Raw genomic sequence first — 20494 nt, forward strand, 5'->3', positions numbered from 1 at the left:
TGGGGCAGAACTGACGCCCGATGAATGGATTTGGGAAAGACGTTCGCTACTTCCCCTCAAAACTCTTATATTGGCACGATGGAGTTAAACAATTACTTGCGAGATTTCAGCCGTGCCAGTTTACATTTGTTTAAAAGTCTAGGTTTATCGGCTAATGCCGCTGCAATATTTAATGCATTATTCTTATTAATATTGGCTGTTACCGCTACCTACATTGTTTATTACGTGGTTTGGCGCATACTCAGGTTAATTTTTATTCAAACCATCCGAAAAACGGATGTCAAGATATTCGAGACATTATTGGTGCACAAAGCGCCTCATTATGTGTCGCTCATTGCGCCGTTGGTGGTGCTTTATCTTACCATACCAATCGCCTTTCATGATTATCCTCAGCTAAACAAATTACTTTTAGGGCTTTGCGATATCTATTTGGTAATGGTGGTGGTATGGGTAATCATGTCTGCGATTAAAGCAGGTGCCGACCTACTCAAAGAAAAACCTGGCTTTAAAGGCAAGCCAATTGATAGCTACCTGCAGGTAATTCGCATTTTACTATACTTATTCGGTACAGTGGTGTTATTCTCTAACCTCACGGGCAAATCGCCGATAGCTTTTTTTACCGCCATGGGGGCGATATCAGCTGTGCTGTTGCTAATGTTTAAGGATACCATTATGGGTTTTGTAGCTAGCATTCAGGTTACCACCAACGATATTGTACGTATTGGCGATTGGATTACCATGCCTAAATACGGTGCCGATGGAGATATTTTAGAGATTAACCTCACTACAGTAAAAGTGCAAAATTTTGATAAAACCATTACCACTATTCCTACCTATGCGCTTATTTCTGATTCTTTTCAGAATTGGCGAGGCATGCGGCAGTCTGGTGGGCGAAGAATTAAACGAGCCATCAATATCAAGCAGTCGAGTATCCGTTTCTTAAAAGAGGCAGAATTGGCCGAATTTGAAAAAATACAGGTGATCAGTTCTTATATCCAGCATAGGCAAAAGGATATTGAAAAACATAACAACCGTGTAAATGCAGATAAAAGCTTGCTGATTAACGGTAGAAACTTAACCAATGCCGGCCTGTTTCGTAAATACATAGACAGTTACATTTCTAACCATTCGGGTACCAATAAGCGAATGAATATTATGGTGCGGCAGTTGGCTCCTACGGCACAGGGTTTGCCTCTTGAAATTTATGTGTTTGCCAATACCATTGTTTGGGCAGAGTATGAACACATTATGGCCGATATTTTTGACCATCTGATAGCGGCTGCACCTTACTTTGGTTTGCAGATTTACGAAGCAGAGGGAGCAGGAGATGTGAAGCAGTTAGAGATGTTAAATTTATCTAAGCTGTGAAGGGAAGTCTTCATCAGGAATGGGCTTTAGCTCTTTTTTCTTGTTTTTTAATAATTTGATACCGATGAAATAAAGCGCAAAGTTTATAGTAACAAAAAGTCCAAAACCTATAAATGTTCCGATACGGTAACCAATATGGTGCGCTGTATTGCCATCTGCAATTTTGGTATCACTATTAAATAGTATATTGATAAATAATGCGAGCAACATTAAACTGAAAAATGCAGCCAATAAAATCAAGAGAACGCCAAAAGCTTTTTTCATATCCGAATATAAGTGTTTAATGGTAATGAAGCTATCAGATTTTATTCATCTTACTGTGTGTTTAAAAAATCATGATGGTTTCATTATCGAATATACATTAAACGCTATTTGAAACAACATAATTTTATATATTTGCGCCCATAGTTGGCCCGGTAGTTCAACGGATAGAATAGATGTTTCCTAAACATTAGATAGCAGTTCGATTCTGCTCTGGGCTACTTTTTAAAGCATCAATCAGTAAAATGGTTGGTGCTTTTTTGTTTTTTTGCAAACAATTGCTTGATAAAGTAGAAGTTATACGATATTTTCGCTCCAAAATCTAAAACGAAATCAAAATGAAGAAATTAATTCTTGCAATCTTATTGGCAATTCCTTTTGTGGTAAATGCGCAATCAGACAAAATTTTATTACACAATGGTAAAACCATTAGTGGAAAGGTAATTAAAGTTACCGAGCACACGGTTATTTACACTTACGACGGTGAGGATGCAGAACAAACCTTTGGAAAATTTGCTGTGGCCAACATTACCTATGGTAAAAGCGGTAGAGAACAAGAAATTACACCTAAAGTAGAAGTAAATGGCGAGGCCGACTGGGAAAAAGCATTTATTATTGAAAACTTAGAAGAAGTATCTGGATTAAAAAGAGTAGCCGAGATTAAAGGTAAAACGTCTTTTATTAACTACAGAACGGCAGGTGGTAGCGATAGAAAATCGTTAGAAAAGCTAAAAAAAGAAGCGGCCGCCAATAAATGTCCTTTTGTTTTAATGACATCAGATAAAGATATTGATCGCAAAAGTGCCACTGGAGGAGGTTTTGGGCAAGTACAGTCTATTAAGAAGGGCGTTAGCTACAGCTATTAAACACAATCAAAATTTAATCTATCTAGACTTACGAAGTTTCAAAATGGGGATAACCTGTACCGATTTATCGGTAGCCCGCAACTTAACTTTAATCAAAATATAAGCTAAAGTTAAACTTCGTAAGTCTTTTTGGTTTACAAGCTCATCTACTTCGCCTCTACGCCAATTGGTCCGCTAGCCTCGCTTTCATTCTTAATTCTATCTAAAGCAGTAACGAGATAGCTGTAGCGTTTTCCTTTTTCAACATTGGTGTCTAAGAAAAAAGGATAGTCTAAAAAAACAATCTTTACTATATTTTTGGCATCCAGTATATCAATCTTTTCGCCTTCAGCAAACCTATACACCACGTAGCCCGAAACCGTTTCGCCATCTTTGGCTTTCAGCGGCTTTGTCCACTTTAGCTGCACTCCGTCTGCAGTGGCTTCGGCCGTTAAATTCTGTGGTTCATTTGGCGCTATGTCATCTATCCAAGGCATTAGGGGAGGTAGTGCCGGATATTTGTAGAAATCATTTCTTAATGAATCTGTTAAACCTTTGGCAACCGTTGATAGCGATTTAGAGCTAAAATAAATGCTTCCCTGCACTCGGTTACTCGCTCTAACGGCCCTAATTTGGTTGGGAATTTCGTTAGGTTTTGCCCATGCGGCTTCTCGTTTTGTTTTACCATTGTGGATAAGATAGGCTGCCTGTCCAATATATAAATGCCTGCCGTAGGTGTTTTTATCCCACCAATCTAACAACACTTGAAACGGCGCCGCAGCACGAGAAAAAGAGAAATAAATTTGCGGATTGATGTAATCTACCCATCCTTCTTTAACCCATTTTCTAGAATCGGCGTAAAGCTCTCCGTAGTTAGATAGGCCATTGGTTTTAGAGCCAAGGGTATCTTCCCTAAAGTTTCTCCAAATCCCGAAAGGGCTAATGCCAAACTTCACATGCTTTTTGTAATGATGCACGCTATCGTTTACCATCTTTACTAATAAATCTACGTTGTTTCTTCTCCAATCGTCAATTTTGGTAAAGCCATTGGCGTATTTTTCAAAAGTTGCACTGTCTTTAATGGTTTGCCCCGCTATACGGTAGGGGTAAAAGTAATCATCAAAATGTACCCCATCTATATCGTAACCTTTTACTACATCAAGTATAACCTGGGTAATGTATGCTCTATTTTCGGGAATACCCGGATCAAAAAGAATTTGGCCACCGTAGCGATAAAACAACTCTGGCCTTTTATTGGTAATATGGTCTGGGTGTGTTACCGCATTGGCAGACATGGTGGCTCTGTAAGGGTTAAACCAAGCGTGAAGCTCCATGCCCCGCTCGTGGCATTCTCTAATGGCAAATGCTAAAGGATCATAGCCGGCTGCTGGAGCCAAACCTTGCTTCCCCATTAACCAGTGGCTCCAAGGTTCCCTAGATTTTGCATAAAGGGCATCGGCAGTAGGCCTAATTTGTAAGATAATTGCATTTAGCCCAGTTTTTTTATGCTGCTCTAAAATAGCAATAAGCTCTTGCTTTTGCTGGTCTGCAGTTAAACCCTGCCTAGAGGGCCAATCTATATTGGTTACGCTAGCCACCCAAACGCCACGAAACTCTCGCTTCGGCGCAATTTTTACCTCCTGTTGAGCGTTTAAATTGGAAGCAAAAAATACATTGAGCAAAAGAGCGAAAGAAAAGGTGTACTTTAATTGGGAATAGGGCATCTTAATTGATTTGATAATAGCTAGTTTGTTAACGTTACTTTTTAGCTTTAGCATACAAAAGTGACATTATTTTTATACTTTTTTGTTTTTTTGTTAAGTTAGCAGTCCGATTAACGCCTTAAAAATACTTTGGAAACATAAAAAAACAATGCAGACACAAGAAAAATCGATAGATAATAAGGTAGATCGGAATAAAGTCTATTTCCTTATTATTGTGATTATAGCGTTATTGGGCATCAATGGTTACCTATATTTCAAAGACAAACAGCAAAGCAGCAGATTTGTTACCATCAACACAGAAAAAGATCGTTTAAAATTAGAAGTAGAGAAAATAGAAGTAGAACTTGATAGGGTTAATCTGCTAAATGTTACTTTAAATGATAGACTAATTGAGGAACAAAAACTAGCAAGAGAAAAAATTGCAGAACTTAAACTAGCACTCAAAAAAGGCGAACTTACCCAACAAGAGCTAGATGAAGCCCACAAACAGATCAATACGCTTAAAGATTTCGTAAAAAGCTACAACAATCAAATTGCCATCTTAGAGCAGGAAAATTCGTCGCTTAAAACAGAACGAGACAGCCTAAAGACAAATATTAACGATTACAATGCGCAAAAGGAAAATCTGCTTAAAGAGAATAGAGCGCTTAGCAGAAAGGTAAAAGTAGGTTCATCTTTAAAAGCTGCAAATATTAGCGTGAGTGCATTTAGGGTAAAAGATAATGGCAAAATTTCGTTGGTAACTAAAGCTAGCGCTACCAATAAATTTACCGTTAACTTTAGTATTGCACCTAATGATTTAGCAGAAAAAACTTACCACAAAATCTTTTTGAGGGTAATTGACCCGGCAGGAAATTTAATTGCAGATGAGAATAATATGTTTGAAGCAGACGGCCAGCAAATGCAATACAGCAGAGCCATAGAGATTTCTTACAATAACGATGGTACGTCTTATCAAATAGATTGGGTTAACCCTAGGACTTTCATTAAAGGTACTTACGGCATTTTCTTGTATGCCGATGGATTCTTGATGGGGAAATCGGAAATAGCGCTTAGGTAGCGTTAAAAAGCTACAATATAAAAAAATCCAGTTAGGCTGCCTAGCTGGATTTTTTTTATGGCACAAGGCTGTTATCAAAAATGAGGATATGAATTTGCTAGCGAAATTATATTTTGAAAATTGTCATGCCTAGCTCTACTGGGTAGGGTAAAGCAAAATTTATTTTAATTTAAGCCGCTTTACGATTCCCGCCTTCGCGGGAATGACGATAAGCTAAGTTTAATTCTTTTAAAATTATGTTTTTCCTATTTTGATACAGCCTTCGGTCACTACATCTTAATATCCATTACCTTACTTTTCTTGCGGCTTTCTTCGGCCATAAAGCCCATTAAATGACTTTCTATCGAATCATCAATGGTAGAAGTAAGCAAAGCGGGGTTTTGCTGTGCTACAGCTTGCACAAAATCTCGAACCAAAAGCCAATCGCCACCACCGTGACCACTGTTTTTATATTCTTCTACATCTTCTGCCTTAGGTATAAACTTGGTTTCTTTTGTGGTTCTAAAATCATTGTGTACCAACTCGGTCATATCGCCTACTAAATCGCCCATCGAGCCCATAACTCTGGTTCTACGGCCATGGTAAGAAGTAAATGCTTCCATAGAGAAACTTGCCGTTACGCTATCTGCAAACTGAATATTAGTTACATAATGATCTGGCTGGTCGTTTTCCATGCGGTATACACAGCGGCCGTAGTTGGTAGTTTTTAATTTCTCGGCAATAAATGCTTTTTTGTCTTTTGTACCTGCCGGAACATCAAAAACAGAAGTACGCTTATTCAAATCTACATATTCTTTAATGGCCGAATAAGGGCATTCTCGCTCTACTTTACATCCATCGGTACAGCGTGCCGTGCTTCCCGCTGGTGCATTGGTAGCTTTAAACCATTTCAAATCGCCCATGGCCGATATTTTTTGGCTTTGCTTGTTAATTACCCATTTGATGATATCCAAATCGTGGCAAGATTTGGCCAGAATAATAGGTGTAGTTGCTTTAGAATTGTGCCAGTTTCCCCTCACATAAGAATGGGCCATGTGTGTATGCTCTATCGGCTCAAAATGTTGCACACTAATTACTTCGCCAATGGCACCTTTAGCAATTAATTCTTTCATTTTTACAAAATATGGCGCATAACGCAACACATGGCAAACGGCCACAATTCGATTGTTTTTCTTGGCCAAGTTTAAAATATCTCTACATTCTTTTTCGGTTGGCGCAATAGGTTTTTCTAAAAGGATATCATAACCCATGGCCAGCGCTTTCATACAAGGCTCGTAGTGCAATGCATCGGGAGTAGAAATAATTACCGCATCGGCAAACTTTGGGCGTTTAAAAACGTCTTCCCAGCTATTAAATCTGTTCTCTTTAGAGATATTGTGGATTTTCGCATACCTATCATTTCTAAATTCAATAGGTTCGGCAACGCCAACAATTTTAATCTGATCAGTAAATTTTGCGGCATAACCTCCGTAAACCATGCCTCTATTGCCAGCGCCAATGGTAATTGCGGTTACTGGTTTAGCTAGTGGTTGATGTGCTGGGTTATCTGGAATGTTGTATAAAAACGAACGTTCGCCAACTTTAGCCAACACCTCTGTGCTAATTAACGAGGCGCCCGCTGCAAAAGAAAGTGTCTTGAGTAAATTTCTACGGTTCATGATATTTTGGTTATAGATTGCTTTATATAACCAAATATACGTTTCAATTCGCTTTGAATTATTCTAAATTGCTTTTATTTTGTTTCGATTTTTAACAAAAAGAAAACAAATTAAGTTGATTTTAAAAGGTTGCCACCCGGCGATATGAACTGGTTTTGTTAAATAAGCCTGATGGAAGTGGAAATATTTTTTGTTCCGACAATTTCGACGAGGCACGAGGAGAACTGAAAGAAAGCAACGCTAAAACTATTCGTTTTTAAGTTTAACTTCGTTGATTTTCAATTCTATCTGCGTTCGAAATGTAACGGAAAGAGCACGCAAAAAGATTGAAACGTACAGCAGCACTACAGCGACCAATAAATTACCGAAACTCCTTCTCAAAAAACCTTATCTAACCAAAATTTTCGCAGCAATTGGTAAATGATCTGAAGCTTGGTGCTCTTGGATTACCTCATGCTTAATTACCTCCATTTTTTCGTTCTTTTTATAGGTAATAAAATCGATGGTTTCTTTTGGCTTTACTACTGGGATGGTAAAACCGCAATCATAGCAAGTTCTGCTGAAAGTTTCGTCTAACAGTTTAATGGTTGCAGAGCCTGGCTTGGCATTAAAATCGCCGGCAACTATAAAAGGAAATGTTTCTTTTTCCGCTTGCTTAATAATTTCCGCAACTTGAATTAACCTTAGCTTTTCGTTTCTAACGTGGTCTAAGTGAGTTGAGGAGAATTTAATGGTTTTACCGCTGTTTATTTTTACAGTTACCGTAGCTAAAACCCTGTCTTCCGCCTTGCGGCCTTCTATTCTCGAAAATTTTAGTGTATTTGTTTCTAAAATGGGGAATTTTGATAACACGGCAACGCCATAATCGCCGCCATCATGATCTATTGCTTTGGCAAAATAATGGTACATATTTAGCTTTTTAGCTAAGTAAGCAGCTTGGTCTACTTTGCCAGACCTATTGATATTTACATCAACCTCTTGCAAGGCTACCAAATCTGGCTTTTGCAGGGCAATTACATTGGCAATGGCATCTAAGTCTATTACATCGGGTTTTGCCGGTGGATTACCGTGATGGATATTGTAGCATACAATGGTTAAAGTATCTGCTTTTTGGGCAAATAAGTTGGCGTTCAGTAAGGTTAAGAATAGGAGCGTAACTACAGAAATTTTCATATCATTTGGTGTTAAAAACTTATCGCTTTAAGATTGCTTCGTGCCTCGCAATGACGAATTAGCGAACTAAATCATCAATTGCCTTATTCACTTTTTCAAAGCTAAACTGACTTAAAGTTTGTTGCATTGCGGCAGTAATTTCAGCATTCATTAAATTACCAATAGTGCCTTCGTGTGTATGTTTCACTTCGTACATGGGCTTAAAAGTTCCCGTTTCAATTTGCTCGCCAACTACTTTGTAAGCATCTCTAAAAGGCATTCCGTTTAAAGCCAACTCATTTACTACTTCTACACTAAATAGGTAATCGTATTTTTTGTCTTTCAAGATATCGTCTTTAATGCTGATGTGCTGCAACATGAAAGTGGTAATTTCCAAACATTCGTTCAATGAAATAAATGCCGGAAAGAGATTTTCTTTAAGTAGTTGCAAATCTCTATGGTAGCCTGATGGCAAATTAGTGGTCATCATGGCTATTTCATTAGGCAAAGCCTGAATTTTATTACAACGAGAACGGATCAGCTCAAAAACATCCGGATTTTTTTTGTGTGGCATAATGCTACTGCCGGTAGTTAATTCTGATGGGAAACTGATGAACCCGAAGTTTTGGTTGATGAACAAGCAAACATCCATGGCCATTTTGGCTAAAGTTGCGGCAACCGATGACATGGCCTGCGCCAAAATTCTTTCGGTTTTACCGCGACCCATTTGTGCATAAACCACGTTATAATTTAAGCTTTCGAAACCTAAAAGCTGTGTGGTTAATGTTCTGTTTAGCGGAAATGACGAGCCATAACCCGCAGCAGAACCCAGTGGATTTTTATTGGTAATTTTCCAAGCGGCAAGCATCAGCTCCATATCATCGGCCAGGCTTTCGGCATAGGCGCCGAACCACAAACCAAAAGACGATGGCATGGCAATTTGTAAGTGCGTATAGCCTGGCAACAACTTGCTTTTATGTTCTTCGCTTAGTTTGATGAGCTGATTGAACAAAGCTTCGGTGTTGCCCACCATTTCTTCAATACAACTGCGGAAATATAGTTTTAAATCTACCAGCACTTGATCATTACGTGAACGACCGCTATGGATTTTCTTGCCAGCTTCGCCAATGCGTTGCGTTAGCAACCATTCTACCTGCGAGTGTACATCTTCTACACTATCTTCAATCACAAAGTTGCCTTCTTCAATTTCTTTGTAGATATCTTTTAGCGCAGCTTGAACTTCTTTAAGCTCTTCGGCGGTTAATAAGTTGATGGATTCTAGCATTTGCGTGTGTGCTAAAGAGCCCAACACATCAAACTTTGCCATTTGCAAATCTAGCTCACGGTCTTTACCTACCGTGAAGTTTTCTACAAATTGGTTTACATCAATATTTTTCTGCCAAATCTTCATTTCAATTTACGATTTTAGAATTACGACTTACGATTTGCTCTCCTGTCCGTCACCCTGAATTTATTTCAGGGTCTGTTTAGCTGATGCTGAAATAAATTCAGCATGACGATAAGAATAAGCGCTCTCTATAAATTTGCCGCTAATTTAAGTTTTATTTCTGGCCATTCGCTTTTCAGGATGCTATAAAATACCGTATTGCGAATAAAACCATCTGCTATTTTCATGTGCTGTCTTAACGTACCTTCTTCGGTTGCACCCAATTTTAATATCGCTTTGCGTGATTGTACATTTCGTTCATCAGCTTTGAGCTCAATTCTATTTAAACCCAAAATTTCAAAACCATACTTTAAGATTTCGTATTTCATGGCTTTGTTTAAACCAGATCCTTGATATGCTTTGCCAATCCAAGTCCATCCAATTTGACCGCGTTCATCCTTCCAACTGATTTCTGCTAAACGAGTACATCCAGCTACTTTTCCAGAAACGGGATCTATAATTACCCAAACCGCACAATTACCATCATTTCTATCTTTTATAGCCGATTGGATGTATTGATTTAGGTTTTCTCTAATGCTTAAATCTTTCAAGCCATAAACCCAAAGTTCCTTTTCTTGCGCAATTGGCCAAAGTAAATCTTCATCGCTTTGCTGTAAAGGGCGAAGGATTACTTGTTGGTTTTGTAGAGTCGGCGACAGGTTGTGTTCAGTCATTTAATTTCCCCCTTTGCCTGTCGGCATCTCTCCCAAAGGGAGAGAAAAGCTTTATGAAAAGTCAAATCGTAATTCGTCAATCTAAATTCTACAATCCCACCACTGGTTTTAACATTGCAATATAACCTTCTACGCCTTCGGCAACTTCCCTAACATATAAAAACTCATCGGCCATGTGCGAGCGACCAGAAAAACCAGGGCCGCATTTTAACGATGGAATTGATAATAAGGCTTGATCAGAAGTAGTTGGTGAGCCGTAAGTGGTTTTTCCTAAAGCAATGCCAGAAACCACAATTGGGTGATTTTTATCAATTGACGATGGTTTTAACCTTACCGAACGAGGTTTTACTTCGCAGCTCACATGTTGTTTGATGATTTCTACCACTTCCTCGTTGGTATAGGCATCGGTTACGCGAACATCAACCGTGAAAGTACAATTTGCGGGCACCACGTTATGTTGCGAACCGGCATTGATAATCGTTACCGTCATTTTTACCGGACCAAAAACCTCGGAAACCTTTGGGAACTGATAAGTGCGGAACCATTCGATATCTGGTAACGCTTTGTAAATCGCGTTTTCGCCTTCTTCACGGGCGGCATGGCCAGCCTTTCCGTGAGCGGTGCAGTCAATTACCAATAAGCCTTTTTCGGCAATGGCCAAATGCATTTCAGTTGGTTCGCCAACAATGGCAAATTCCAGTTCGCCCAAATCTGGGATTACCAGTTCTAAACCATTATTACCAGAGATTTCTTCTTCGGCAGTTGCCGCCAAACAGAAGTTATATTTTAAATTTTCGTGCTCGTAAAAATATAGGAAAGTAGCAATTAACGATACCAGACAGCCGCCTGCATCATTACTACCCAAACCATACAATTTACCATCTTCAATAGCAGCATCATAGGGATCACGTGTGTAGCCCGAATTTGGTTTCACCGTATCGTGATGTGAATTCAATAAAATGGTCGGCTTAGCCGCATCAAAATGCTTGTTATAAGCCCAAACGTTATTCAGTTTACGGTTAGTTTTGATACCGTGTTCACCCAAAAACTGCGCAATCAAGTTCGCCGTTCTATCTTCTTCCTTACTAAAAGACTGTATGCGGATCAAATCACGCAACAATTCAGTAATTTCTTTAATTAGTTTATCAATCATTCTATTTACGATGTTAGAATTACGATTTACGATTTTGTTCGTTTCTGCGAATAGTAACTATTGATGCCACTATTATCGATAACAATTCATTTCCCTCTTCCCAATTACTTCGAATAAATTCTTTCTCATTAGGATTGAATTCTTCCAACAATTCTAGAAAGAACATCGTTTCATCTAACTCTTCTTCAACTATCTTTAATTTATTTATGAAATCTGCAGTTGATTTTGCTCTACATGCAGCCCTATAGTTTGCTCCAACTGAACTAGAACATCTTACTAACTGATTTGAGTAGTTTTTATTTATCACGTTATACGACAAACGCAAAATTAGCTTAGCAATTGAAATAGAATATGCTTTTGTACGCTGTTTTAACGTTTCGCTGTTCATAATCGTAAATCTAAAATCGTACTTCGTAAATCCACTTACTCGTTATAAAGTCCACCAGCTTTTTTAGCCGAAAGTTTAATGCCTTTAATAAGCGATGAACTGAAACCGTTATGTTCCATTTCATTTAAGCCTGCAATGGTACAACCTTTCGGCGAAGTTACCTTATCTATTTCAGTTTCTGGGTGCGTTTCGTTCAGCAACAATAAATCTGCAGCTCCCTTTGCAGTTTGCACCGCCATTTTCAAAGCATCGTGTGCATGGAAACCAATCTCCACCCCACCTTGCGATGCAGCCCTAATGCTACGCAAAAAGAACGCAATACCACAAGCACATAAAGCAGTTGCCGATGTCATTAAATCTTCTTGGATGGTAACTACTGCACCCACAGTTTCGAACAAAGTTACCACTTCATTCAAATTCTCTTCCGAAGCATTATCCGTAGCTACGCAAGTCATGCTTTGGCCAATGGAAATTGCCGTGTTTGGCATAGCCCTAATTACCTGCACATTTTCGCCTAGTTCTTTGCGTACATCGGCACAGCTTACGCCCGAAATTACTGAAACGAACAGCTGTTTTTCTGGATTTACGGCAGGAGCCAATTGCGTTAGAACTTTCTTTAGTTGCTGTGGAAGTACCGCTAAAACTACGACGTCCACACCTTCAATTGCGGTTAAATTATCATCGCTTACCTTAAAACCAGCCGCTACTTCTTCCGTCATCAATTTGATGTTTCTACGGGTTAAAGTAATGTCTTCTGCCTTGCAATAAGTTTTGTTAACCAGTCCTTTGGCTAAAGACAGGCCGATATTTCCGCTACCGATTATGGTTATTTTTTTATTCATTTGATTACACGGATTTAATGATTACTCCGATTGATATTTTATAATGTCTTACTGAGCGTAGTTGAAGTATTTGAAAAGCAGTGGCAGTAGTTCTTTTTATCGTTCGTCCTGCCTGTCCCGTATTTATCGGGGCTATTCGCTACAATCTTTTTTAAACTTCTTGTCATGCTGAGCCTTTCGAAGCACATTTCATCGCTCACAATGCTTCGACAGGCTCAGCATGACAGATAACGAAGGTTTTCGCTAAAAAAAGTATTGCCGCTGCTATCAGGTTTAGAAAACTCACTTTTGTGTCTTTTACAATCAAACACCCCGCCCTTTGGGCACCCCTCTAAAAGAGGGGAATTTGCAAAATGCCCAAGCTCTAGTGCAAGTCCCCTTTAGAGCCTGTCCCGACCATTCGGGAGGATTTAGGGGCTTAATTTCGTCCCAAAATTTCCTTTCGCTATCTCCGCCAACTCATCGGCTTTGCCAATAAAAACCGAAGTTACGCCTTTGTTAATTGCCTCAAAAGCGTTTTGCAATTTTGGTATCATACCGCCAGCTATTGTACCATCCGCTTTTAAAGGTTCAAAATCAGCAGAGCGAATTTCTCTCACTACGCTTGCATCATCGTTTACATCTTTCAGCACACCTTTTTTCTCAAAGCAATATACTAAATGTGTTTCATAAACGCTCGACATAGCCACCGCCACTGCTGATGCAATAGTATCCGCATTGGTATTCAGCAATTGAGTTTCTCCATCGTGGGTGATGGCACATAAAACAGGAGTTAAACCTGCTTTTAACAAGCTATCCAACATGGTTGAAGACACAGAATTTTCATCTAAATCGCCGACAAAACCATAGTCAATTTCCTTAACAGGTCTTTTCTTTGCTTTAATGATGTTGCCGTCTGCACCGGTTAAACCAATGGCGTTATTGCCTTTAGCCTGTAATTGGGCCACCATATTTTTGTTGATTAACCCTGCATACACCATTGTAACCACACGCAAAGTATCAATATCGGTAATCCTCCTTCCGTCAATCATTTTCGCTTCAATGCCCATAGCCGCACTGGTTTCTGTCGCTATTTTTCCACCACCATGAATTAAAATTTTTGGTCCATCGAGGGAGGTAAAATCTTGCAAGAAATGATGTAGGTTTTCGGAGTTGTCAATAACGTTTCCGCCTATTTTGATGATGGTTAGTTTTTGCATATGTCAATTGTTAAATTGCTCTATTGTATTATTGTTGAAAATAGCAAATTCAACTGTATCTACCTTATTCTGACCAAACTGCTAATTCATAGCCATCAGGGTCGGTAAATTGGAAACGTCTACCGCCTGGAAAGCTAAATATATCTTGAACAATAATTCCGCCAGCAGCCAATACTCTTTCTCTAGTTTCTTCAAGGTTTGAAGAGTAAAGCACTACCAAAATAGTTCCGTTAACGGGTTTGCCTGTGGTAAATCCGCCATCAACGTACTCACCTTCAAATGATGTATAGTCTGGGCCATAATCTGTAAACTTCCAGTCAAAGCATTTGCTGTAGAAATCCTTAGCTCGGTTGACATCTGCCGATAAGAATTCGATGTATTGTATCTGTTCGTGTTTTAGTTTTTGCATGGTTGTTTCACGTCATTGCGAGGCACGAAGCAATCTTAAAGCGATTGCTAGATCAACCTACATTAATCTAATGTCTCAAATAAATCTAACCAATATGGATTTAGACTTTTCACTAATTCTATTTTTTGTTCTCTACTTCCTCTTATTCTTTTTTCTTCATCTATAGCTTCCTCAATATTAGGGAAAAATTGGAAGTAAACGAGTTTATAACACTTATATCTTGAGGTAAAACTTGTTGGATAAACACTGTTTTTATGTTGCCAAATTCTATCTCTCAAATTGGAGGTTACTCCGGTATAGTACACATTGTTAAAATCGTTTGTCATAATGTAAACACAACCACCTCTTTGCATAAAAAGATAAATTTACTGACCCATAGTTGTAAGATTGCTTCGTTCCTCGCAATGACGGGGATAATTTACAAGTTTTCCAACATTGCTTTCAACACCGCCTGTGCAGACCATAATCTATTCCCTGCTTCGTGGATTACCAATGAGTTTGGTCCATCTAATATCTCAGAAGATAATTCTAAATCACGGCGAACAGGTAAACAGTGCATTACTTTTGCATTGTTGGTTAATTTTAGCTTTTCGTTATCCATCATCCATCCCTCTGGAAAATCTAACAACTTGCCGTACTCTTTGTAGCTACTCCAGTTTTTCACATAAACATAATCAGCATCGGCGATAGCTTCATCTAAGTTATGAGAAATTTTAGCGCCAGGAGTAAAACCTTCTTCCAGTTCAAAACCTTCTGGTTGCGCAATGGTAAAATCTAACATTTCTTCTGCTTGCGCTTTGCACATCCACTCGGCAAAAGAATTTGGCACTGCTTGTGGCAAAGGTTTAATGTGTGGTGCCCAAGCTAAAACTACTTTTGGAAGCCCCCTTCCAGCCTCCCCAAAAGAGAGAGGAGTTTGCGCTTCAGCAAGTTTAAGCGAGTTGCTACTCCCTTCCCTTTGGGAAGGGTTGGGGATGGGCTTCCACGTTTCTGTAATGGTAACCAAATCTGCCAAACTTTGTAAAGGATGTCTGGTAGCGCTTTCTAAGCTTACCACAGGCACGCCACAAAATTTCACAAACTTATTGAAAAACTGTTCGTTATAATCTTCTTCTCTGTTTTGCAGTTTTGGGAAAGAACGCAAACCTAAAATATCGCAATATTCGCCCATTACAGCAGCAGCTTCGCGGATATGCTCAACAGTGGTGCCGTTCATGATCACACCGTCTTGCGTTTCCAAAGCCCAGCCTTCCTTATCCATGTTCATTACCATCACATTCATCCCTAAATTTAAGGCAGCTTTTTGCGTGCTTAAACGGGTACGCAAACTCGGGTTCATAAATACCAATCCGAGGGTTTTATTTTTGCCCAAATCGCTATGTGCGTACGGACTAGCCTTGAGTGCCAAAGCACTTGCTACTAATTGTTTGATGTCTTGCACATCATGTACGGAAGAGAATAATTTCATTTAAGTTATAAGTTTTAAGTTATATGTAATACGTGATTGTGCACTACTTACTTCTAACTTTGGTAATCAAATTAATGAGCATCGCCTTAATGGCGTTTATTGTATTCTCCAATTCTAAAAACTCAGTTTCGGAGATGTAATTTAAATCTCTACATAAAAGTAGAAAGTAATCCGTTTCGTTTGCAGAGCCTAATGAAATATTTAGAAAGTTGGCAAAATCCAATTGAGATTTCTTACCACAACCTTCAGCAATATTTGCTGGAATTGAAGCCGCGGCCCTTCTTATCTGACTAGTTACCCCAAATATTTCTTCTTTAGGAAATTTTGCAGTTAATCTATAGATTTCCAGAACAAGTTGGTGTGGTTTTTCCCAAACTTTTAATTCTTTGTAGTTCTGCATTACTTAAAACGTATTACGTAGAACTTAAAACCTTTTTCAACGCCTCCAAAAACTCATCTGCATGTGCCTTTGTCAAATTCAAAGCTGGCAATAAACGAATTACGTTAGGCTTAGCTTCTCCAGTAAAGATGAAATGCTTGAATAACAAATCCTTTTTCACGTGAGCTAATTCTTCTGGTAATTCGATGCCGATCATTAAGCCTCTGCCACGTACTTCTTTTACTTGCTCAAATTTCTTTAGCTCTTCAATCAAGTACGTTCCAACTTCCTCAGCATTTTTCATCAAGTTATCTTTCTCGATAACCTCTAAAACTGCTAATGCTGCGGCACAAGCCAAATGATTACCACCAAAAGTAGTACCCAATTGCCCGTGCCAAGGTTTAAATTTCGGAGCGATAGAAATCCCTGCGATAGGAAATCCGTTGCCCATTCCTTTGGCCATGGTATAAATATCCGCTTCTACGCCAGCCCAATCATGCGAATAAAACTGACCTGTACGGCCGTAACCACATTGTACGCTATCGGCGATGTAAACTGCATTATGCTCGTCACAAAGTGAACGAATTTTCTGCAAGAAACTTTTTGATGCTTCTTTGATGCCCCCAACACCTTGGATGCCTTCGATGATTACCGCAGCAATTTCGTTTCCGTGTTTTGCAAATTCATCAGCCAATGCTTGCTCATCGTTAAAAGGCAAGAATGTGATGTTCTCTGTTTCATTTACCGGCGCTACAATTTTTGGATTGTCTGTAGCGGCGACGGCTAAAGAAGTACGGCCATGGAAAGCTCCTTTAAAAGCAATGATTTTCTTTCTTCCGTTGTAGAATGACGCTAGCTTTAGCGCATTTTCGTTCGCTTCGGCACCAGAGTTCAATAAGAACAATTGGTAATCGGTTTTACCAGAAACCTGCCCTAGTTTCTCCGCCAATTGCGCTTGCAAAGGAATTTTGATAGAGTTAGAATAAAATCCAACTTTGTTTAATTGCTCGGTTAAACGTTGCACATAATGTGGGTTGGTATGGCCAATGCTAATTACCGCATGACCACCATAAAGGTCTAAATATTTTTGCCCGTTAGCATCCCAAACATTGCTGCCTTGTGCTTCCGTGATTTCTATGTCGTTTAATGGATATACGTCGTATAAGTTCATAATTGAGGTATAAGGTTTAAGGTGTTAGGGTTTAAGGTTTTCCCCTCCACTTCTTAAAAATTTTAAAAAAGAAATTAGCATTGCTCTAACTTCGTTAATTGATTGGTTCACTTTTAGGTAATCTTCTTCACTAATATACTTTAACTCTGATGCACACAAGCAGCAGTAATCTATTTCATTAGTAGAACCCAGAGCAATATTGAGAAAATGTGCAAAATCTTTATCTGTAAATCTTCCGCATCCTTCTACAATATTTAAGGGTATGGATAATGAAGCTCTAGTTAACTGAGATATCAATTCAAATCGTTCTTCTTTTGGAAATTGAGTAGCAATACTCTTTTTGATGAACATGTTTAGCTCATGTGCCTTTTTCCAAACATCGAGTTTTTTGTAGTCCCTCATAACCTTATGCCTTATACCCTACGCCTTTTACCTTTCTAAAAATTCGCTGCTTTCAACTTCAAACCCGCTGTTTCTTCCAGACCAAACATCAAGTTCATATTCTGAACTGCTTGGCCGCTGGCGCCTTTTAAAAGGTTATCTATAATGCTAATGATAAACAATTTATTGCCGTGCTTTTCTAAATGTACAAGGCATTTGTTTGTGTTTACCACTTGCTTTAAATCGATGTTTTTCCGGCTTACGTGAGTAAATGAATGACCAGCATAATAATTTTCGTAAAGCTCGTAAGCTTGTTCTTCCGTCAAATCGCTTTCAATATACATCGCAGCCAAAATCCCTCTGGTAAAATCGCCACGTTGTGGGATGAAAGTAAGAAGCCCGCCCCCAGTCCCTCCCAAAGGGAGGGGAGCTCCATTCGCTTGCACTAAACTCTCGCCAATTTCATTCAAGTGTTGGTGTTCAAAAGCTTTGTAAATGGAAAGATTGTTGTTTCTCCAGCTGAAGTGCGAAGTTTTGCTCAAGCTTTGTCCGGCACCAGTAGAACCTGTAGTTGCGTTAATATGTACTTCGCTTTGCAACAAACCTTTTGAAGCCAATGGCAACAAACCTAACTGAATGCAAGTAGCAAAACAGCCTGGATTAGCAATATTTCGTGCAGATTGGATTTTATCTTTATTTAATTCTGGAAGACCGTAAACGAATTGACGATTTTCGATTGACGAATTACGATTTAACCTGAAGTCTTGAGACAAATCAATGATTTTAATGCGCTCATCAATAGGATTAGCTTCCAAAAACTTCTTCGCATCACCATGGCCAACACATAAAAACAAAACGTCGATGTCTTGCGAAATTTGGTCAGTAAAACGTAAGTCAGTATCGCCAAATAAATCAGTATGCACATCCGAAATCAGATTTCCAGCGTTACTGCTGCTATTTACAAAAGCAATTTCTACTTGTGGGTGGTTTACCAAGATACGTAGCATCTCGCCACCAGTGTAACCTGCTCCTCCAATAATTCCTGCTTTTATCATATTTTTAGGTTCATTGTTGTCATTGCGAGGCACGAAGCAATCTCATTTATCGTTTTAAGATTGCTTCGTGCCTCGCAATGACGCTATTTTATTTCAATTTTATAAAGTAAAAATTCTTCGTCTGGTCCTTGTTTTACAAAACCAATTTGTTCGTAAAGGCTTTGCGCTGTAAAATTATCAACGGCTGTTTCTAGCTGAACAAAAGTAGAACCTTGCCCTTTGGCAAAATCGATTACAGTTTTGATGAGTGCTTCACCAATTCCCTGTTTACGGTAGTCTGGATCAACAAACAAATCGTTCAATATCCAATTTTTGGTTAATCTAGCGGACGAATATTTTGGATAAAGCTGTGTAAATCCAACTGGCTTGTCCCCATCAAGTGCTACAAAAATTACCGATTCGTTATTCTCCAAACGAGCGTCGATGAATGCTTTCGCCATTCCTAAATCAGAGAACTTACCGTAAAATATCCTGTACTGATTAAACAAGCCAACCACTAGATTAGCTTCTTTTTCATCAATACGTTTAATTTCTATTTTACTCATACTTTTAGGGCTTTAATATCTAAGGCTTAGGTGTTTGCGGCGTATCAACCTTACGCCTTTTACCTCAAGCCTTACACCTCCAGAAGCTACGCTTCTGAATTAACTTTATGCCAAATCATTACTTGGTTACCGAAAATTTTAGAGAAACCTTTTACATCTTCGCCGCTCCAAGCATTGTTCATTTCGCCGTAGCTACCAAATTTGTTGCTCATTAAATCGTTAGCACTTTCTATACCCACAATGTGGAAACGATAAGGCAACAACTCAACAAATACTTTACCGTTAACGGTACTTTGTGTAGAAGTTAAGAAAGCTTCCATGTCTCTCATAATTGGATCGTGGAATTGACCTTCGTGCAACCAGTTTCCATAAAATGATGATAAGTTTTCTTTCCAGCTCAACTGCCATTTGGTTAAGGTGTGTTTCTCTAAAGCGTGGTGCGCTTTGATGATCACCATCGGCCCTGCCGCCTCAAAACCCACACGACCTTTAATGCCAATAATGGTATCACCCACGTGAACATCACGACCTACACCAAAAGGAGCTGCAATAGCTTGTAACTTTTGGATGGCTCTTACAGGCTCTAATTTCTCGCCATCTACAGCCACCAATTCTCCTTTTTCGAAAGTTAATTCTACTTGCCTAGCTTCGGTTTCAGTTACCTGCGTTGGCCAAGCACTTTCTGGTAAAGTTTTGTTAGATGTCAATGTTTCTGCACCACCTACCGAAGTACCCCACAAACCTTTGTTGATCGAATATTTTGCTTTTTCGGCAGTGTAAACCACACCGTGTTTGGCTAAATACTCAATTTCCGCTTCGCGTGATAATTTCAAATCTCTAATTGGCGTAATGATTTCCACGTTAGGAATTAGGATATTGAAAATCATATCAAAACGCACTTGGTCGTTACCCGCACCTGTACTACCGTGAGCTACGTAATCTGCACCAATTTTTTTTACGTAATTAGCAATAGCTGTAGCTTGGCAAACACGCTCTGCACTTACCGATAATGGATAAGTAGCATTTTTCAACACGTTGCCATAAATCAAATACTTGATGCTATCGTTGTAATAGTTTTCGGTTTCATCTACGGCAGCGTGCGAGGTTACCCCTAAAGCATAAGCCCGTGCTTCAATTTCCTTTAGCTCTTCATCAGAAAAACCACCAGTGTTTACCACTACCGAGTGTACTTCTAAATCTCTGTCTTTAGTTAAATGAATGCAGCAGAATGAGGTGTCTAAACCTCCGCTAAATGCTAAAACAACTTTTTTCTTCATCTTGTATTTATTTTATTAACCCCCAACCCCTAAAGGGG

Annotated in this window: 22 protein-coding genes and 1 tRNA gene; 4 read left to right on the forward strand and 19 right to left on the reverse strand. The window is 39.1% G+C overall.

All coding sequences use genetic code 11. From position 1 onward, the window contains the following. Positions 1 to 78: 78 nt before the first annotated feature. On the forward strand, positions 79 to 1368 hold the full coding sequence (locus OVA16_RS05920) for a mechanosensitive ion channel family protein (RefSeq protein ID WP_267764161.1): 1290 nt from the start codon (positions 79 to 81) through the stop codon (positions 1366 to 1368). On the opposite strand, the gene OVA16_RS05925 is transcribed toward OVA16_RS05920, so the two are convergent. After that, the gene (locus tag OVA16_RS05925) at positions 1354 to 1632 is read right to left on the reverse strand and encodes a hypothetical protein (protein WP_267764163.1); all 279 of its coding nucleotides are present in this window, start codon (positions 1630 to 1632) and stop codon (positions 1354 to 1356) included. The two genes, OVA16_RS05920 and OVA16_RS05925, sit on opposite strands and share 15 nt — an antisense overlap. 146 nt (positions 1633 to 1778) lie before the next feature. On the opposite strand from OVA16_RS05925, the gene OVA16_RS05930 reads away from it, so the two are divergent. Both OVA16_RS05930 and OVA16_RS05935 read left to right on the forward strand, forming a co-directional pair. After that, positions 1779 to 1850 (forward strand) — tRNA-Arg (locus OVA16_RS05930). A gap of 117 nt (positions 1851 to 1967) precedes the next feature. Beyond that, the gene (locus OVA16_RS05935; protein WP_267764164.1) at positions 1968 to 2495 is read left to right on the forward strand and encodes a hypothetical protein; all 528 of its coding nucleotides are present in this window, start codon (positions 1968 to 1970) and stop codon (positions 2493 to 2495) included. 146 nt (positions 2496 to 2641) lie between these two features. Here the strand turns inward: OVA16_RS05935 and OVA16_RS05940 are convergent, their stop codons facing one another. Continuing rightward, positions 2642 to 4198, reverse strand: a complete 1557-nt coding sequence (locus OVA16_RS05940; protein ID WP_267764165.1) for a glycoside hydrolase family 10 protein — start codon at positions 4196 to 4198, stop codon at positions 2642 to 2644. A gap of 148 nt (positions 4199 to 4346) precedes the next feature. On the opposite strand from OVA16_RS05940, the gene OVA16_RS05945 reads away from it, so the two are divergent. Beyond that, complete coding sequence (locus OVA16_RS05945; RefSeq protein ID WP_267764166.1) at positions 4347 to 5258, forward strand: hypothetical protein; 912 nt, start codon at positions 4347 to 4349, stop codon at positions 5256 to 5258. A 269-nt stretch (positions 5259 to 5527) separates the two neighbouring features. On the opposite strand, the gene OVA16_RS05950 is transcribed toward OVA16_RS05945, so the two are convergent. The 17 genes from OVA16_RS05950 to argG form a co-directional block, all read right to left on the reverse strand. Further along, a complete protein-coding gene (locus OVA16_RS05950; RefSeq protein WP_267764167.1) occupies positions 5528 to 6916 on the reverse strand; it encodes a Gfo/Idh/MocA family protein in 1389 nt (462 codons plus the stop codon). A gap of 387 nt (positions 6917 to 7303) precedes the next feature. Beyond that, positions 7304 to 8089: an endonuclease/exonuclease/phosphatase family protein gene (locus OVA16_RS05955; RefSeq protein ID WP_267764169.1), complete on the reverse strand. Its 786-nt coding sequence runs from the start codon at positions 8087 to 8089 to the stop codon at positions 7304 to 7306. 58 nt (positions 8090 to 8147) lie between these two features. Beyond that, positions 8148 to 9479, reverse strand: a complete 1332-nt coding sequence (argH, locus tag OVA16_RS05960) for an argininosuccinate lyase (RefSeq protein WP_267764171.1) — start codon at positions 9477 to 9479, stop codon at positions 8148 to 8150. 125 nt (positions 9480 to 9604) lie between these two features. Then, on the reverse strand, positions 9605 to 10189 hold the full coding sequence (locus OVA16_RS05965; protein WP_267764172.1) for a GNAT family N-acetyltransferase: 585 nt from the start codon (positions 10187 to 10189) through the stop codon (positions 9605 to 9607). Positions 10190 to 10277: 88 nt separating this feature from the next. Continuing rightward, the gene (locus OVA16_RS05970) at positions 10278 to 11342 is read right to left on the reverse strand and encodes a M20 family metallo-hydrolase (protein WP_267764174.1); all 1065 of its coding nucleotides are present in this window, start codon (positions 11340 to 11342) and stop codon (positions 10278 to 10280) included. A gap of 19 nt (positions 11343 to 11361) precedes the next feature. Continuing rightward, positions 11362 to 11730, reverse strand: coding sequence for a four helix bundle protein (locus OVA16_RS05975; RefSeq protein WP_267764175.1), 369 nt, complete (start codon positions 11728 to 11730; stop codon positions 11362 to 11364). A 35-nt stretch (positions 11731 to 11765) separates the two neighbouring features. Further along, the gene (gene proC, locus OVA16_RS05980; protein WP_267764176.1) at positions 11766 to 12572 is read right to left on the reverse strand and encodes a pyrroline-5-carboxylate reductase; all 807 of its coding nucleotides are present in this window, start codon (positions 12570 to 12572) and stop codon (positions 11766 to 11768) included. A 410-nt stretch (positions 12573 to 12982) separates the two neighbouring features. Next, complete coding sequence (gene argB, locus OVA16_RS05985) at positions 12983 to 13771, reverse strand: acetylglutamate kinase (RefSeq protein WP_267764177.1); 789 nt, start codon at positions 13769 to 13771, stop codon at positions 12983 to 12985. Positions 13772 to 13835: 64 nt separating this feature from the next. Next, positions 13836 to 14180, reverse strand: coding sequence for a VOC family protein (locus OVA16_RS05990; protein WP_267764178.1), 345 nt, complete (start codon positions 14178 to 14180; stop codon positions 13836 to 13838). Between the two features lie 62 nt (positions 14181 to 14242). Next, on the reverse strand, positions 14243 to 14533 hold the full coding sequence (locus tag OVA16_RS05995) for a GIY-YIG nuclease family protein (protein ID WP_267764181.1): 291 nt from the start codon (positions 14531 to 14533) through the stop codon (positions 14243 to 14245). A 65-nt stretch (positions 14534 to 14598) separates the two neighbouring features. Beyond that, a complete protein-coding gene (locus OVA16_RS06000; RefSeq protein WP_267764182.1) occupies positions 14599 to 15648 on the reverse strand; it encodes an acetylornithine carbamoyltransferase in 1050 nt (349 codons plus the stop codon). Between the two features lie 43 nt (positions 15649 to 15691). Then, positions 15692 to 16048, reverse strand: a complete 357-nt coding sequence (locus OVA16_RS06005) for a four helix bundle protein (protein WP_267764184.1) — start codon at positions 16046 to 16048, stop codon at positions 15692 to 15694. Positions 16049 to 16061: 13 nt separating this feature from the next. Next, complete coding sequence (locus OVA16_RS06010) at positions 16062 to 17198, reverse strand: aspartate aminotransferase family protein (protein WP_267764185.1); 1137 nt, start codon at positions 17196 to 17198, stop codon at positions 16062 to 16064. Positions 17199 to 17222: 24 nt separating this feature from the next. Further along, positions 17223 to 17600: a four helix bundle protein gene (locus tag OVA16_RS06015; RefSeq protein WP_267764186.1), complete on the reverse strand. Its 378-nt coding sequence runs from the start codon at positions 17598 to 17600 to the stop codon at positions 17223 to 17225. 35 nt (positions 17601 to 17635) lie between these two features. Continuing rightward, the gene (argC, locus tag OVA16_RS06020) at positions 17636 to 18634 is read right to left on the reverse strand and encodes an N-acetyl-gamma-glutamyl-phosphate reductase (RefSeq protein WP_267764187.1); all 999 of its coding nucleotides are present in this window, start codon (positions 18632 to 18634) and stop codon (positions 17636 to 17638) included. Between the two features lie 83 nt (positions 18635 to 18717). Beyond that, positions 18718 to 19179, reverse strand: a complete 462-nt coding sequence (locus OVA16_RS06025) for a GNAT family N-acetyltransferase (protein WP_267764188.1) — start codon at positions 19177 to 19179, stop codon at positions 18718 to 18720. 86 nt (positions 19180 to 19265) lie between these two features. Then, the gene (gene argG, locus OVA16_RS06030; protein WP_267764189.1) at positions 19266 to 20456 is read right to left on the reverse strand and encodes an argininosuccinate synthase; all 1191 of its coding nucleotides are present in this window, start codon (positions 20454 to 20456) and stop codon (positions 19266 to 19268) included. Between the last annotated feature and the right edge of the window lie 38 nt (positions 20457 to 20494).

This window comes from Pedobacter sp. SL55 (assembly GCF_026625705.1).
Taxonomy (GTDB): domain Bacteria; phylum Bacteroidota; class Bacteroidia; order Sphingobacteriales; family Sphingobacteriaceae; genus Pedobacter.